A 14,096-nucleotide genomic window follows, 5' to 3' on the forward strand; every position below is an offset into this window, starting at 1 on the left:
TTACTCTGCGACGGTATCTGTCGGCGGCGCGGAGCGATAATGCGCGTCCGCTTCAGCAAAACGCTTCTGCATCGACGCCGAAGGGGCTTTATCCAGCAGGCTGAAGAAGACAATCCCGAGGCTACCGAAGATAAAGCCAGGAATGATTTCATACAGTCCCAGCCAGCCGAACTGTTTCCAGACAATCACGGTCAGCGCGCCGATCACCATCCCGGCCAGTGCGCCATTACGCGTCATACGTGACCACATCACCGAGAACAGCACCACCGGACCAAACGCCGCGCCGAAGCCTGCCCACGCGTAGCTGACCAGACCCAGTACGCGGTTGTTCGGGTTCGCTGCCAATGCGATAGCGATCAGCGCTACCACCAGCACCATGGTCCGTCCAACCCATACCAGCTCTTTCTGACCGGCGTTTTTACGCAGGAACGCTTTGTACAAATCTTCAGTAATTGCACTGGAGCACACCAGCAGCTGGCAGCTCAGGGTCGACATCACCGCCGCCAGAATCGCTGACAGCAGGATCCCGGCAATCCACGGGTTAAACAGCAGCTGCGCCAGTTCAATGAACACGCGCTCTGAGTTCTGGTTGACCGCCCCCGCCAGCGCCGGGTTGTTGTTGAACCAGGCAATACCGAAGAAACCAACCGCGACCGCACCTGCCAGACACAGGATCATCCAGGTCATGCTGATACGGCGTGCATGGACGATACTGTGGTGGGAGTCCGCCGCCATAAAGCGCGCCAGAATATGCGGCTGGCCGAAATAGCCCAGGCCCCAGCCCATCAGCGAGATAATCGCCACAAAATTCAGCCCTTTGAGCATATCGACGTTTTCAATGCTCTTCTGCTTAATCACTTCCAGCGAGGTATCGAAGCCGCCAACGGAAATAATCACCATCACCGGCGTCAGGATCAGCGCGAAAATCATCAGGCTGGCCTGCACGGTGTCGGTCCAGCTCACCGCGAGGAAGCCACCGACAAAGGTATAAATAATGGTGGCGGCCGCACCGGCCCACAGCGCCGTTTCATAGCTCATACCGAAAGTGCTTTCAAACAGACGGGCGCCAGCCACAATCCCGGAGGCACAATAGATAGTGAAGAACAGCAAAATAACCAGCGCGGAAATAATACGCAGCACCCGGCTTTTATCTTCAAAACGGCCGGTGAAATAATCCGGTAAGGTCAGCGCGTTATTATTCACTTCGGTGTGAACACGCAGGCGACCGGCAACCAGTTTCCAGTTAATCCATGCGCCGAGGGTCAGGCCAATGGCGATCCAGCTTTCGGAAATACCGGAGAGAAATATCGCCCCCGGCAGACCCATCAGCAGCCAGCCGCTCATATCAGAGGCTCCAGCAGACAGCGCGGTCACGAATGGACCAAGGCTACGGCCGCCGAGAATATAATCATCAAAGTTCTTAGTCGAACGCCAGGCAATAAAACCGATAAGTACCATGCCGCAAATATAAATAATAAAAGTCACCAACATGGGGGTGCTGATAGCCATGTAAAATCTCCAGTTTTTTTGTCGACAACGTCCTGCTTTGTCATTTTATTCCACTACCGGAACGGGGTAATGGCACATTGGTTGTATTGGGCGACCGTATCCTGACGGAAGCAACTGCATTTCACAAACGATTTAACACAGCATTTACACTAATTTTTATCGTGACCAAACAGCATTTCGCCATAGGTTGCACTCTCTCACATTTTTATTGGTTGCACCTGGTGAAACTGTTAACTCACGCATACAAATCCCCTATTTGACAAATGTTAATTTTTGCCAATATGCACCATTAAATTTAACAACCAGCCCTTTTCTGACCGTGCGACACAAATCACGATTAACAAGGTTGCACAAAGTTGCAACATGGTAGATATTTTCGCGTAACCGAAAAAAGAACAATGATTCATTACAGGAGTGATAAGCATGGGCACCACCACCATGGGTGTTAAGCTTGACGACGCGACGCGCGAACGCATTAAGTTTGCCGCCAGCCGTATTGACCGCACGCCGCACTGGCTGATTAAGCAGGCCATCTTCAATTACCTGGAAAAACTGGAAAACGACGAGACGCTGCCTGAGTTACCGGCGCTGCTCTCCGGTGCCGCCAACGAAAGCGACGAAGCCGGCAGCCCGGCGGATGAGCCGTATCAGCCGTTCCTGGAATTTGCCGAACAAATCCTGCCGCAGTCCGTCTCCCGCGCCTCGATCACCGCCGCGTATCGCTGGGCAGAAACCGACGCCGTACCGATGCTGCTAGAACAGGCTCGTCTGCCACAGCCTCTGGGCGAGCAGGCGCATAAGCTGGCGTACCAGCTGGCGGAAAAACTGCGCAATCAGAAAACGGCCAGCGGCCGCGCGGGCATGGTGCAAAGCCTGCTGCAGGAGTTCTCCCTCTCTTCACAGGAAGGGGTGGCGCTGATGTGTCTGGCGGAAGCGCTGCTGCGTATTCCGGATAAAGCCACCCGTGATGCCCTGATCCGCGACAAAATCAGCAACGGCAACTGGCAGTCGCATATCGGCCGCAGCCCGTCGCTGTTCGTCAACGCGGCCACCTGGGGCCTGCTGTTCACCGGTAAGCTGGTCTCGACCCACAATGAAACCAGCCTCTCGCGCTCGCTGAACCGGATTATCGGTAAAAGCGGCGAACCGCTGATTCGCAAAGGCGTCGATATGGCGATGCGCCTGATGGGCGAGCAGTTCGTCACCGGGGAAACCATTGCCGAAGCGCTGGCCAACGCCCGCAAGCTGGAAGAGAAAGGGTTCCGTTACTCCTACGACATGCTGGGTGAAGCGGCGCTTACCGCCGCCGATGCGCAGGCCTACATGGTCTCCTACCAGCAGGCGATCCACGCCATTGGCAAAGCGTCCAATGGCCGGGGCATTTATGAAGGCCCGGGGATTTCCATCAAGCTTTCCGCCCTGCATCCGCGCTACAGTCGCGCGCAGTATGACCGGGTCATGGACGAACTCTACCCGCGTTTGAAATCACTGACCCTGCTGGCCCGCCAGTACGACATCGGGATCAACATCGATGCCGAAGAGGCCGATCGTCTGGAGATCTCGCTCGATCTGCTGGAAAAACTGTGTTTTGAACCGGAACTGGCCGGCTGGAACGGCATCGGCTTCGTTATTCAGGCCTATCAGAAACGCTGCCCGTTTGTCATTGACTCGCTGATCGACCTCGCCACCCGCAGCCGCCGTCGCCTGATGATCCGTCTGGTGAAAGGGGCCTACTGGGACAGCGAAATCAAACGTGCGCAGATGGACGGTTTAGAAGGCTACCCGGTCTATACCCGCAAAGTGTATACCGACGTCTCCTACCTCGCCTGCGCCAAAAAGCTGCTGGCGGTCCCGAGCCTGATCTACCCGCAGTTCGCCACCCATAACGCCCATACCCTGGCGGCCATCTATCAGCTGGCGGGACAAAACTACTATCCTGGTCAGTATGAGTTCCAGTGCCTGCACGGCATGGGTGAACCGCTGTACGAGCAGGTCGTTGGCAAAGTGGCCGACGGCAAACTGAACCGTCCGTGCCGTATTTATGCCCCGGTCGGTACCCATGAAACGCTGCTGGCGTACCTGGTGCGTCGTCTGTTAGAGAACGGCGCGAACACCTCCTTCGTCAACCGTATCGCTGACACCACCCTGCCGCTCGATGAGCTGGTTGCCGACCCGGTCAGCGCAGTCGAGAAACTGGCGCAGCAAGAGGGCCAGGCTGGCCTGCCGCACCCGAAAATCCCGCTGCCGCGCGATCTCTACGGCAAAGGCCGCATCAACTCCGCCGGTCTCGATCTGGCGAATGAACACCGTCTGGCCTCCCTCTCCTCTTCGCTGCTGAACAGTGCGCTGCACAAGTGGCAGGCCCTGCCGGCGCTGGAGCATCCGGTGATTGAAGGGGAACTGCAGGCCGTGGTGAACCCGGCCGAACCGAAAGATATTGTCGGTCACGTGCGTGAAACCCGCCCGGAAGAGGTCGAACTGGCGCTCAGCAGCGCGGTCAATAACGCGCCGATCTGGTTTGCAACTCCGCCGCAGGAGCGCGCCGCGATCCTCGAACGTGCCGCGATCCTGATGGAAGGTCAGACCCAGACGCTGATTGGCATTCTGGTCCGTGAAGCGGGTAAAACCTTCAGTAACGCCATCGCTGAAGTCCGCGAGGCGGTGGACTTCCTGCACTACTACGCCGGCCAGGTTCGTGACGATTTTGACAATGAAACCCACCGTCCGCTGGGCCCGGTGGTCTGTATCAGTCCATGGAACTTCCCACTGGCTATTTTCACCGGCCAGATAGCCGCCGCGCTGGCGGCAGGTAACAGCGTGCTGGCAAAACCAGCCGAACAGACGCCGCTGATTGCCGCTCAGGGCGTGGCGATCCTGCTGGAAGCCGGCGTACCGCCGGGCGTCATTCAGCTGCTGCCGGGCCGCGGGGAAACCGTCGGCGCCGCGCTGACCAGCGATGAGCGCGTGCGTGGCGTAATGTTCACCGGCTCCACCGAAGTCGCCACCCTGCTGCAGCGCAATATCGCCAGCCGCCTCGATGCTCAGGGCCGCCCGACGCCGCTGATCGCCGAAACCGGCGGGATGAACGCCATGATCGTCGACTCCTCCGCCTTGACCGAACAGGTGGTGGTCGATGTGCTGGCCTCGGCATTTGATAGCGCCGGGCAGCGTTGCTCCGCCCTGCGTATCCTCTGCCTGCAAGAAGAGATCGCCGACCATACCCTGACCATGCTGCGCGGCGCGATGGGCGAGTGCCGGATGGGCAACCCGGGTCGTCTGACCACCGACATTGGTCCGGTGATTGACGCCGAAGCCAAAGAGAATATTGAACGCCATATTCAGACCCTGCGCGCCAAAGGGCGTACCGTCTTCCAGGCGGTGCGTGAGAACAGCGACGATGCGCGGGAGTGGCAAAGCGGGACCTTTATTCCGCCGACGCTGATCGAGCTGGACAGCTTTGATGAGCTGAAAAAAGAGGTCTTTGGCCCGGTGCTGCACGTGGTTCGCTACAACCGCAATGAACTGGATAAGCTGGTTGAGCAAATTAACGCGTCGAACTACGGTCTGACCCTTGGCGTACATACCCGTATCGACGAGACCATTGCCCAGGTCACCGGCAGTGCAAAAGTTGGCAACCTGTACGTCAACCGCAATATGGTCGGCGCAGTGGTTGGCGTCCAGCCATTCGGTGGCGAAGGTCTGTCGGGAACCGGTCCGAAAGCCGGCGGCCCGCTGTATCTGTATCGTCTGCTCTCCAGCCGTCCGCAAAACGCGGTGGGGACCACTCTTGCCCGTCAGGATGCCGAACGTCCGCTGGATGCGCAGCTGAAAACCCTGCTGGAAAAACCGCTAACGGCCCTGCAGCAATGGGCGGCCGGTCGTCCGGATCTGCAGGCCCTGTGCCAGCAGTACAGCGAGCTGGCGCAGGCAGGGACGCAGCGTCTGCTGCCGGGTCCAACCGGCGAGCGCAATACTCTGACCTTTATCCCGCGTGATCGCGTGCTGTGCATCGCGGATAACGAGCAGGATGCGCTGATTCAGCTGGCGGCGGTCACCGCCGTGGGCTGTGAAATTCTGTGGCCGGATAGCGCTTTGCAGCGTGAGCTGGCGAAGAAGCTGCCGCGTGACGTCAGCGATCGTCTCCATTTTGCCAAACCAGAGACGCTGACCACCCAGGCCTTCGACGCGGTGATCTACCACGGCGATTCCGATCAGCTGCGTGAGCTGTGCGAACAGGTGGCGGCGCGTGATGGTGCGATCGTTTCGGTGCAGGGCTTCGCCCGCGGTGAAACCAATCTGCTGCTGGAACGCCTCTATATTGAACGCTCGCTGAGCGTCAATACCGCAGCGGCAGGCGGCAACGCCAGCCTGATGACGATTGGCTAAGCCCGCATCTCGGGCGACAGGCCGCACGTACCTGCCGCCCGGTCAGCGCAGGCCACCGGGGAAACCCACGGCAGCGGATGACAGCAGGCCAAAGCTGTGCTTAATTAAAGCTCCCCGACGGGAGCTTTTTTATGGGAGAAAACCAATGAAACGTACTGTAATTGCCCTTGTCGCCCTGCTGGCAAGCGGGCAGGCGCTGGCAGACGAATGCGCCAGCGCCAGCACGCAAGCGGAAATGAACCAGTGTACGGCGGCGCAGTATCAGGCAGACGATCAAAAACTCAATCAAACCTATCAGGAAGCGCTGAAGCGGGCCTCAGGCAAACAGCAGGAAATGTTGAAAAAGGCGCAGCTGGCCTGGATTGCGCTGCGCAACGACGACTGCGCGTTCCTCGTCTCCGGGGCAGAAGGCGGCAGCGCCCAGCCGATGTTGCTCAATCAATGCATGGCGGATAAAACCGTCGAGCGCGAATCGTTCCTCGCCTCGCTCCTGCAGTGCGAAGATGGCGATCAGAGCTGCCCGCTGCCTCCGGCCAATTAACGAACCCGGATCCCTTCAATGATCATCCGTTGAACGTTATCCACGGTTTGCTGGAAAAAGGTCTCGTCGCGTAACGTTGCGCCGGTTACAGCCTCAATCTGAGTGGCAAAATCGGCGTAATGCTGCGTGGTGGCCCAGATCATAAAGATCAGGTGCTGCGGGTCCACCGGCGCCAGTTTACCGCTCTCTACCCAGCCAGAGACGATCGCCGATTTTTCATCCACCAGACTTTTCAGATCGCCGGTCAGCTCGCCCATCAGCAGCGGCGCCCCCTGCAGCATCTCCAGACAGAACAGCCGCGAGGCCTGCGGATAATCACGGGAGACTTCCAGCTTCAGGCGAATATACTCGCGGATTGCCACCAACGGGCTGATATCCTCGCGAAACGCCCGCAGCGGCGCCAGCCAGATGGTCAGGATCTGTTGCAGCACCGCGATGTACAGCGCCTCTTTCGACGGGTAGTAATAGAGCAGATTGGTCTTTGATACCCCAGCCAGATCGGCCACCTGTTCAAGCCGCGTCCCATGAATACCAAATTGTGAAAACGCGTCCAGTGCCGCGGCCAGAATCGCCTCTTTTTTGGCGTTTACCGCCTGTACACGCTTGCCGGTTTTTTTCACAGCGCCCTGCGCCATACGTCATCTCCTGTAATCAACGCCCTCAGCATAGCAAAAGCCCAACGCCGACACGACGTTATGCACCCCAATTGCGCATGACTGCCGTTTTTTCGTGCACTCTTTTTGACCATTCAGTCCACTTTTTCAATCAACACATTCAGCAACCAAAGCGCAACACATTAATAACATTAGTTTTTGAAAAACTGGCATCGAGTTTGCTTTATCTTTCAGGCGAGGTGACCAGGGAGATGCAGGATGCAGCACCACGCGCCTTCTTCTTCCCCGACTGCAGAGAGGTACGTATGAAAATTGGTGTCTTCGTTCCGATTGGTAATAACGGCTGGCTGATCTCCACTCACGCTCCGCAGTACATGCCGACCTTTGAGCTGAATAAGGCGATCGTGCAGAAAGCCGAGCACTACCACTTTGATTTCGCACTGTCGATGATCAAACTGCGCGGCTTCGGCGGCAAAACCGAATTCTGGGATCACAACCTTGAATCCTTCACCTTAATGGCCGGGCTGGCGGCGGTGACGTCGCGGATCCAGATCTATGCTACCGCCGCCACACTCACCCTGCCCCCGGCGATTGTGGCGCGCATGGCCTCCACCATCGACTCCATCTCCGGCGGACGCTTCGGGGTCAATCTGGTGACCGGCTGGCAAAAACCGGAATACGATCAGATGGGCATCTGGCCCGGCGACGAATACTTCTCCCGCCGCTATGAGTATCTCACCGAATATGTCCAGGTACTGCGCGACCTGTGGGGAACCGGGCGCAGCGACTTTAAAGGTGACTATTTCACCATGAACGACTGCCGCGTCAGCCCGCAACCGTCACAGCCAATGAAGGTGATCTGCGCCGGACAAAGCGACGCGGGCATGGCCTTCTCCGCGCAATACGCCGACTACAACTTCTGCTTCGGCAAAGGGGTGAACACGCCCACCGCCTTTGCCCCTACCGCGGCACGCATGATGCAGGCGGCAGAAAAAACCGGTCGCGACGTTGGCTCGTACGTCCTGTTTATGATTATCGCCGACGAAACCGACGAGGCGGCGCGGGCCAAATGGGAGCACTACAAAGCCGGCGCCGATGATGACGCGCTGGCCTGGCTCACCGAACAGAGCCAGAAAGACACCCGTTCCGGCAGCGATACCAACGTGCGCCAGATGGCGGACCCAACCTCGGCGGTCAATATCAACATGGGCACGCTGGTCGGCTCCTACGCCAATGTCGCGCGTATGCTCGACGAGGTGGCGACAGTGCCGGGCACCGACGGCGTGCTGCTCACCTTTGACGATTTCCTGCTCGGCATAGAAGCCTTTGGCGAGCGTATCCAGCCGCTGATGCGTTGCCGCGACGCTGTTTCCACCGTTACCCGTGAGGTTGCCTGATGATTACCCTTCCCGCCCGTCCGGAATCCCTGACCTTCCCGGCGCAGAACAGCGCGCTGATCGTCGTCGATATGCAAAACGCCTATGCCAGCCAGGGCGGCTACCTCGACCTCGCCGGGTTTGACGTCTCCGCCACCCGGCCGGTGATCGACAATATTAATACCGCCGTTGCCGCGGCGCGCGGCGCCGGCATGCTGATTATCTGGTTCCAGAACGGCTGGGACGAGCAGTACGTTGAAGCCGGCGGTCCCGGTTCGCCGAACTACCATAAATCGAACGCCCTGAAGACCATGCGCAGCCGCCCGGAGCTACAGGGCAAACTGCTGGCGAAAGGCGGCTGGGACTACCAGCTGGTCGATCAACTGCAACCGCAGCCCGGCGATGTGGTGCTGCCGAAACCGCGCTACAGCGGCTTTTTCAACACCCCGCTCGACAGCATCCTGCGCAGCCGCGGCATTCGCCATCTGGTGTTTACCGGGATTGCCACTAACGTCTGCGTGGAGTCGACCCTGCGCGACGGCTTCTTCCTTGAATATTTCGGCATCGTGCTGGAAGACGCCACCCATCAGGCTGGTCCGGCCTTCGCCCAGCAGGCCGCATTGTTCAATATCGAAACCTTTTTTGGTTGGGTCAGCGATGTCGCCAGCTTCTGCGACGCGCTGGAGCCCGCCGCCCCGCTCTCATTCCCGGAGGAGAAACGTTATGCCTAAACAGGTCATTATACCGCCCGGCACCACCACGCCGATTGCCCCTTTTGTCCCCGGTACCCTGGCCGACGGGGTGGTCTATGTCTCCGGCACGCTGCCGTTTGATAAACAAAATAACGTGGTCTATCCCGGCGACCCAAAGGCGCAAACCCGCCACGTCCTCGACACCATCAAAACGGTGATCGAAACGGCGGGTGGCAGTATGGAGGATGTGACGTTCAACAGCATCTTTATCACCGACTGGAAAAACTACGCCGCGATTAACGAAGTCTATGCCGAATTTTTCCCCGGCGATAAACCGGCGCGTTTTTGTATCCAGTGCGGGCTGGTTAAGCCTGAGGCGCTGGTCGAAATCGCCACCGTCGCCCACATCGGGAAACCGGGCTTATGAAACTGAATATCTCCCCAGCCCCTTTCGATGGCGCACCGGTGGTGGTGTTAAGCGCGGGTTTAGGCGGCGCGGGCAGCTACTGGCTCCCGCAGCGTGCGGCGCTGGCGGAGCGGTATCAACTGGTAAGTTATGACCAGAACGGCACCGGCGAAAATGCCGGCCCGCTGCCCGCCGGCTACAGCATGGCCACGATGGCGCTGGAGCTTAAGCAGGCGCTGCAGGTGGCGGGTATCACTCGCTTTGCCTTCGTCGGTCACGCCCTGGGCGGCCTGATTGGGCTCCAGCTGGCGCTGGACTTTCCGCAGGCGGTCAGCGCGCTGGTGCTGGTTAACGCCTGGCTGAGCCTCTCGCCACATACCCGCCGCTGTTTTCAGGTGCGCGAACGCCTGCTGCACGCTGGCGGCGCCCAGGCGTGGGTCGAAGCACAGCCGTTGTTCCTCTACCCGGCGGAATGGATGGCTGCACGCATGCCAAGGCTGGAGGCGGAAGATGCGCTGGCCCTCAGCCATTTTCAGGGTAAAGACAACCTGTTGAAGCGCCTGCATGCGCTGAAAGAGGCCGATTTTTCGCGGCGGGCAGCTCAGCTGGCCTGCCCGGCGCTGATCGTCAGCGCCAATGACGATTTGCTGGTTCCCGCCTCCTGCTCCCGCACCCTGGCGGCGGCGATACCGAACAGCCAGCAGGTGGAGATGGCATGGGGAGGACACGCCTGTAACGTGACCGATGCCGGGACCTTCAACCCTATTTTATGCGACGGACTGGCCAGGATGCTGGCCCCGTAATTAAGGAAAATCTATGAGCGAAAGCATTAGCCAGAACGCGCGAGACACCCTGTTCACTCACGCCAGAACCCATAACGGCTGGCTGGATCAGCCGGTTTCTGATGCGTTGCTGCACGAGATTTACGATCTGATGAAAATGGGGCCGACCTCCGCCAACTGCTCCCCGGCGCGGATCCTGTTTGTCCGTACCCCGGAAGGCAAAGCGCTGCTGCGCCCGACGCTTTCCAGCGGTAACCTCGAAAAAACCATGACCGCCCCGGTGACGGCGATCCTCGCCTGGGACAGCGCCTTCTACGATCGCCTGCCGGAACTGTTTCCCCACGGTGACGCCCGCAGCTGGTTCACCTCCAGCCCGCAGCTGGCCGAGGAGACCGCCTTTCGCAACAGTTCGCTGCAGGCGGCGTATCTGATTTTCGCCTGTCGCGCTCTCGGGCTGGATACCGGCCCGATGTCAGGGTTCGATCGCCAGAAGGTCGATGCGGCGTTCTTCGCTGACAGCGGCTGGCAGAGCAACCTGCTGATCAATATCGGCTATGGCGATGCCGGCAAGCTGTATGGCCGTCTGCCGCGTCTTGCGTTTGATGATGCCTGCCAGCTGGCATAAGGAGCCCCTATGTCCGTAGCGGATAAACAGCATTTTCGTGACGCCATGGCGCAGGTCGGCGCGGCGGTCAACATTATCACCACCGACGGTCCGGCGGGACGCGCCGGGTTTACCGCCAGCGCGGTCTGTAGCGTCACCGATACGCCGCCGACGCTGCTGGTCTGCCTGAACCGCTCGGCCTCGGTGTGGCCGACCTTTAATCAGCATCAGGCGCTGTGCGTCAATACGCTGGCGGCGGGACAGGAGTCGTTATCAAACGTCTTTGGCGGTAAAACCCCGATGGCGGAGCGCTTTGCCGCCGCCGCATGGCAAACCGGTCTTACCGGCTGTCCACGCCTGGTCGATGCGTTGGTCAGCTTCGACTGCCGTATCAGCCAGATAGTCAGCGTCGGCACCCACGATATTTTATTCTGTGAAGTCGCCGATATTGTCAGACACCCAGAGCCGCGCGGGCTGATGTGGTTCGACCGCGGCTACCACACGCTCATGCGTCCAGCCTGTTAACCTCAAACCCGGGATATCATCATGGCACTTTTCGATTTTCCTCGCTGGCAGTTGACCTCCCCCTCCGCCGCGTCCGGCGTTGTGGCCCCCGATGAACGGCTTTCCTTCGGGCAGACGATGGTAATGGGCGTCCAGCACGCGGTGGCGATGTTTGGCGCCACCGTACTGATGCCGATCCTGATGGGGCTGGATCCGAACCTCGCGATTTTGCTCTCCGGGGTCGGGACCCTGCTGTTTTTCGTGGTCACCGGTGGCCGGGTGCCCAGCTATCTTGGATCCAGCGCCGCCTTCATCGGAGTGGTGATCGCCGTAACCGGCTTTAACGGCCAGGGGCTGAACCCGAATCTGAGCGTCGCGCTCGGCGGGATCATCGCCTGCGGCCTGGTGTATACCCTGATTGGACTGGTGGTGATGAAAGTCGGCACCCGCTGGATTGAACGGCTGATGCCGCCGGTGGTGACCGGCGCGGTGGTGATGGCGATTGGCCTGAACCTCGCGCCCATCGCCGTGCGCAGCGTCTCGGCAACGGCCTTCGATGGCTGGATGGCGGTGCTGACCGTGCTGTGTATTGGGCTGGTGGCGGTGTTTACCCGCGGGATGGTGCAGCGGCTGTTGATCCTTGTCGGCCTGATCGTCGCCTGCGCGCTGTACGCACTGCTGGCGAACGTGTTCGGGCTGGGTAAACCGCTCGATTTTAGCCTGCTGGAACAGGCCGCATGGTTCGGCATGCCGCACTTCACGGCCCCGACCTTTAGCGGCCCGGCCATGATGCTGATCGCCCCGGTCGCGGTCATTCTGGTGGCGGAAAACCTCGGTCACCTGAAGGCAGTCGCCGGTATGACCGGGCGCAATATGGACCCGTATATGGGCCGGGCGTTCGTCGGTGACGGGCTGGCCACGATGCTCTCCGGTGCCGTTGGCGGCAGCGGGGTGACCACCTACGCGGAAAACATTGGGGTGATGGCGGTCACCAAAGTCTACTCTACGCTGGTGTTCGTGGCGGCGGCGGTGATTGCGATACTGCTTGGCTTCTCGCCGAAGTTTGGTGCCCTGATCCACACCATTCCCGGACCGGTGATCGGTGGCGCATCAATCGTCGTGTTCGGACTGATTGCAGTGGCCGGCGCGCGTATCTGGATCCAGCACCGGGTGGATTTGAGTCAGAACAGCAACCTGATTATGGTGGCGGTCACGCTGGTGCTCGGCGCCGGCGATTTTGCCCTCTCCCTCGGCGGCTTTACCCTCGGCGGTATCGGGACGGCCACCTTTGGCGCCATTTTGCTCCACGCGCTGCTTAACCGCCGCGCACCGGAGACGGCGCAGTCCAACGTCACCGTGTGATCCCCCTCCGTGCTCTGGGGCGACGGCAGTCATCGTGCCGTTCGCCCCGTATAAAGGCATAAAAAAACCGCCGGTAGAGACCGGCGGCGGGGAGGATGTAGCGGGTGCCCAGGAGATTAACGCCACATCACAAACAATCAGCCTGCTCGTCAGCTATGACGGTTTCCGTGACTGTTTTTCCCTCCTTTTTTGCCAGCTTCCGACGCGCGTTGAGGATCGTTTTTAAAGTTCCCCCCGCTATGCTGGCCACCTTTGCGACCTGCTTCTGATGCTCTTTCACGATCCTCGGCAAAGTTACCGGAACCGCCACGATGGTTTGCCATCACTGACCTCCACTTGGTTAGACATCATCTTGCATTACCGGCAGCACCTGGCCCTGCAGCGCAGCATAGGGCATGGCCATTTTGGTGTTGCGTATTGTTAAGCGTAGTGAATGAAACGCATTCACCTGGCAAATGGAAATATTTTGCAATACCTGCCGGGGTAAAACGGCCCCTCCCTCGGCCGCGTCACGCTAAGCGTCTCTTATGGCTCACGAAAAGCCGTCCGGCAAAGATGTTTCTTTTTGCGACAGCAGCACTTTTTGCAATTTTGTTATAAATCAAATAAATGATTGTTAGATTTGCACTCTTAGCCAGACGCCTTATCTTTAAAGGTAGCCAGTCGATTGGCTGGTCTCAAACGCAACCGAGGAGTGATGCAAATGGCTAAAATTCTGGTGCTTTATTATTCAATGTATGGACACATCGAAACCATGGCTCATGCCGTCGCCGAAGGGGCGAACAAAGTAGATGGCGTTGACGTGGTCGTGAAGCGCGTGCCGGAAACTATGCAAGCAGAGGCGTTTGCCAAAGCAGGCGGGAAAACGCAGAATGCGCCCGTCGCCACGCCGCAGGAACTGGCAGAGTACGACGCCATCATCTTTGGTACCCCAACACGCTTCGGCAATATGTCCGGACAGATGCGCACCTTCCTCGATCAGACCGGTGGCCTGTGGGCATCGGGTGCACTGTACGGCAAACTGGCCAGCGTCTTTTGCTCCACCGGTACCGGTGGTGGGCAAGAACAAACCATTACCTCCACCTGGACAACCCTGGCCCATCACGGGATGGTGATTGTGCCAATCGGCTACGGTGCGCAGGAACTCTTTGATGTGTCGGCGGTTCGCGGCGGTACGCCGTATGGCGCGACCACCATCGCCGGCGGCGACGGTTCACGTCAGCCGAGTCAGGAAGAGCTGGCGATTGCCCGCTATCAAGGTGAACACGTCGCAGGACTGGCAGTTAAATTACACGGCTAACCTTCAGCAGGAGGATGTGC

13 protein-coding genes are annotated in these 14,096 nt (G+C 59.2%); 10 read left to right on the forward strand and 3 right to left on the reverse strand.

The window, feature by feature from the left end:
- Positions 1-1,509, reverse strand: a complete 1,509-nt coding sequence (gene putP, locus ACMYSP_RS03235; protein WP_434585533.1) for a sodium/proline symporter PutP — start codon at positions 1,507-1,509, stop codon at positions 1-3.
- A gap of 423 nt (positions 1,510-1,932) precedes the next feature.
- Here putP and putA point away from each other — a divergent pair, with 423 nt between their 5' ends.
- Positions 1,933-5,895: a trifunctional transcriptional regulator/proline dehydrogenase/L-glutamate gamma-semialdehyde dehydrogenase gene (gene putA, locus ACMYSP_RS03240; RefSeq protein WP_434585535.1), complete on the forward strand. Its 3,963-nt coding sequence runs from the start codon at positions 1,933-1,935 to the stop codon at positions 5,893-5,895.
- A 145-nt stretch (positions 5,896-6,040) separates the two neighbouring features.
- On the forward strand, positions 6,041-6,436 hold the full coding sequence (locus ACMYSP_RS03245; protein ID WP_434585537.1) for a lysozyme inhibitor LprI family protein: 396 nt from the start codon (positions 6,041-6,043) through the stop codon (positions 6,434-6,436).
- Here the strand turns inward: ACMYSP_RS03245 and rutR are convergent.
- Positions 6,433-7,071, reverse strand: coding sequence for an HTH-type transcriptional regulator RutR (rutR, locus tag ACMYSP_RS03250; RefSeq protein WP_434585539.1), 639 nt, complete (start codon positions 7,069-7,071; stop codon positions 6,433-6,435). The genes ACMYSP_RS03245 and rutR overlap by 4 nt on opposite strands.
- A gap of 284 nt (positions 7,072-7,355) precedes the next feature.
- On the opposite strand from rutR, the gene rutA reads away from it, so the two are divergent.
- From rutA to rutG, 7 genes are read left to right on the forward strand one after another with little or no spacing between them, the layout of a single operon-like run.
- The gene (gene rutA, locus ACMYSP_RS03255; RefSeq protein WP_434587005.1) at positions 7,356-8,447 is read left to right on the forward strand and encodes a pyrimidine utilization protein A; all 1,092 of its coding nucleotides are present in this window, start codon (positions 7,356-7,358) and stop codon (positions 8,445-8,447) included.
- Positions 8,447-9,157, forward strand: coding sequence for a pyrimidine utilization protein B (rutB, locus tag ACMYSP_RS03260; protein WP_434585541.1), 711 nt, complete (start codon positions 8,447-8,449; stop codon positions 9,155-9,157). The genes rutA and rutB overlap by 1 nt, the downstream gene beginning before the upstream one ends.
- On the forward strand, positions 9,150-9,545 hold the full coding sequence (gene rutC / locus ACMYSP_RS03265) for a pyrimidine utilization protein C (RefSeq protein WP_434585543.1): 396 nt from the start codon (positions 9,150-9,152) through the stop codon (positions 9,543-9,545). The genes rutB and rutC overlap by 8 nt, the downstream gene beginning before the upstream one ends.
- Positions 9,542-10,327 (forward strand): pyrimidine utilization protein D, encoded by a 786-nt coding sequence (rutD, locus tag ACMYSP_RS03270; protein ID WP_434585545.1) that lies wholly within the window; start codon positions 9,542-9,544, stop codon positions 10,325-10,327. Before rutC ends, rutD begins: the two co-directional genes overlap by 4 nt.
- Positions 10,328-10,340: 13 nt before the next feature.
- On the forward strand, positions 10,341-10,931 hold the full coding sequence (locus ACMYSP_RS03275) for a malonic semialdehyde reductase (RefSeq protein ID WP_434585547.1): 591 nt from the start codon (positions 10,341-10,343) through the stop codon (positions 10,929-10,931).
- A 9-nt stretch (positions 10,932-10,940) separates the two neighbouring features.
- A complete protein-coding gene (gene rutF, locus ACMYSP_RS03280; RefSeq protein WP_123753769.1) occupies positions 10,941-11,435 on the forward strand; it encodes an NADH-dependent FMN reductase RutF in 495 nt (164 codons plus the stop codon).
- A gap of 21 nt (positions 11,436-11,456) precedes the next feature.
- Positions 11,457-12,776 (forward strand): pyrimidine utilization transport protein G, encoded by a 1,320-nt coding sequence (rutG, locus tag ACMYSP_RS03285; protein WP_434585549.1) that lies wholly within the window; start codon positions 11,457-11,459, stop codon positions 12,774-12,776.
- A 149-nt stretch (positions 12,777-12,925) separates the two neighbouring features.
- Here the strand turns inward: rutG and ACMYSP_RS03290 are convergent, their stop codons facing one another.
- A complete protein-coding gene (locus tag ACMYSP_RS03290; protein ID WP_004860412.1) occupies positions 12,926-13,099 on the reverse strand; it encodes a general stress protein in 174 nt (57 codons plus the stop codon).
- Positions 13,100-13,479: 380 nt separating this feature from the next.
- Here ACMYSP_RS03290 and wrbA point away from each other — a divergent pair, with 380 nt between their 5' ends.
- Positions 13,480-14,076 carry an NAD(P)H:quinone oxidoreductase gene (gene wrbA / locus ACMYSP_RS03295; protein ID WP_123753767.1) on the forward strand — a complete coding sequence of 199 codons (597 nt, stop codon included), beginning with the start codon at positions 13,480-13,482 and terminating at the stop codon, positions 14,074-14,076.
- Positions 14,077-14,096: the final 20 nt, after the last annotated feature.

The sequence above is a fragment of the Klebsiella sp. R390 genome (genome assembly GCF_051131745.1).
GTDB lineage: Bacteria > Pseudomonadota > Gammaproteobacteria > Enterobacterales > Enterobacteriaceae > Klebsiella.

Coding starts and splice junctions, on each gene's coding strand:
- ACMYSP_RS03290 (WP_004860412.1), bottom strand. CDS start 13,099: ATGGCAAACCATCGTGGCGGTTCCGGTAACTTTGCCGAGGATCGTGAA.
- wrbA (WP_123753767.1), top strand. CDS start 13,480: ATGGCTAAAATTCTGGTGCTTTATTATTCAATGTATGGACACATCGAA.
- putA (WP_434585535.1), top strand. CDS start 1,933: ATGGGCACCACCACCATGGGTGTTAAGCTTGACGACGCGACGCGCGAA.
- rutC (WP_434585543.1), top strand. CDS start 9,150: ATGCCTAAACAGGTCATTATACCGCCCGGCACCACCACGCCGATTGCC.
- rutG (WP_434585549.1), top strand. CDS start 11,457: ATGGCACTTTTCGATTTTCCTCGCTGGCAGTTGACCTCCCCCTCCGCC.
- putP (WP_434585533.1), bottom strand. CDS start 1,509: ATGGCTATCAGCACCCCCATGTTGGTGACTTTTATTATTTATATTTGC.
- rutB (WP_434585541.1), top strand. CDS start 8,447: ATGATTACCCTTCCCGCCCGTCCGGAATCCCTGACCTTCCCGGCGCAG.
- rutR (WP_434585539.1), bottom strand. CDS start 7,071: ATGGCGCAGGGCGCTGTGAAAAAAACCGGCAAGCGTGTACAGGCGGTA.
- ACMYSP_RS03245 (WP_434585537.1), top strand. CDS start 6,041: ATGAAACGTACTGTAATTGCCCTTGTCGCCCTGCTGGCAAGCGGGCAG.
- ACMYSP_RS03275 (WP_434585547.1), top strand. CDS start 10,341: ATGAGCGAAAGCATTAGCCAGAACGCGCGAGACACCCTGTTCACTCAC.
- rutA (WP_434587005.1), top strand. CDS start 7,356: ATGAAAATTGGTGTCTTCGTTCCGATTGGTAATAACGGCTGGCTGATC.
- rutF (WP_123753769.1), top strand. CDS start 10,941: ATGTCCGTAGCGGATAAACAGCATTTTCGTGACGCCATGGCGCAGGTC.
- rutD (WP_434585545.1), top strand. CDS start 9,542: ATGAAACTGAATATCTCCCCAGCCCCTTTCGATGGCGCACCGGTGGTG.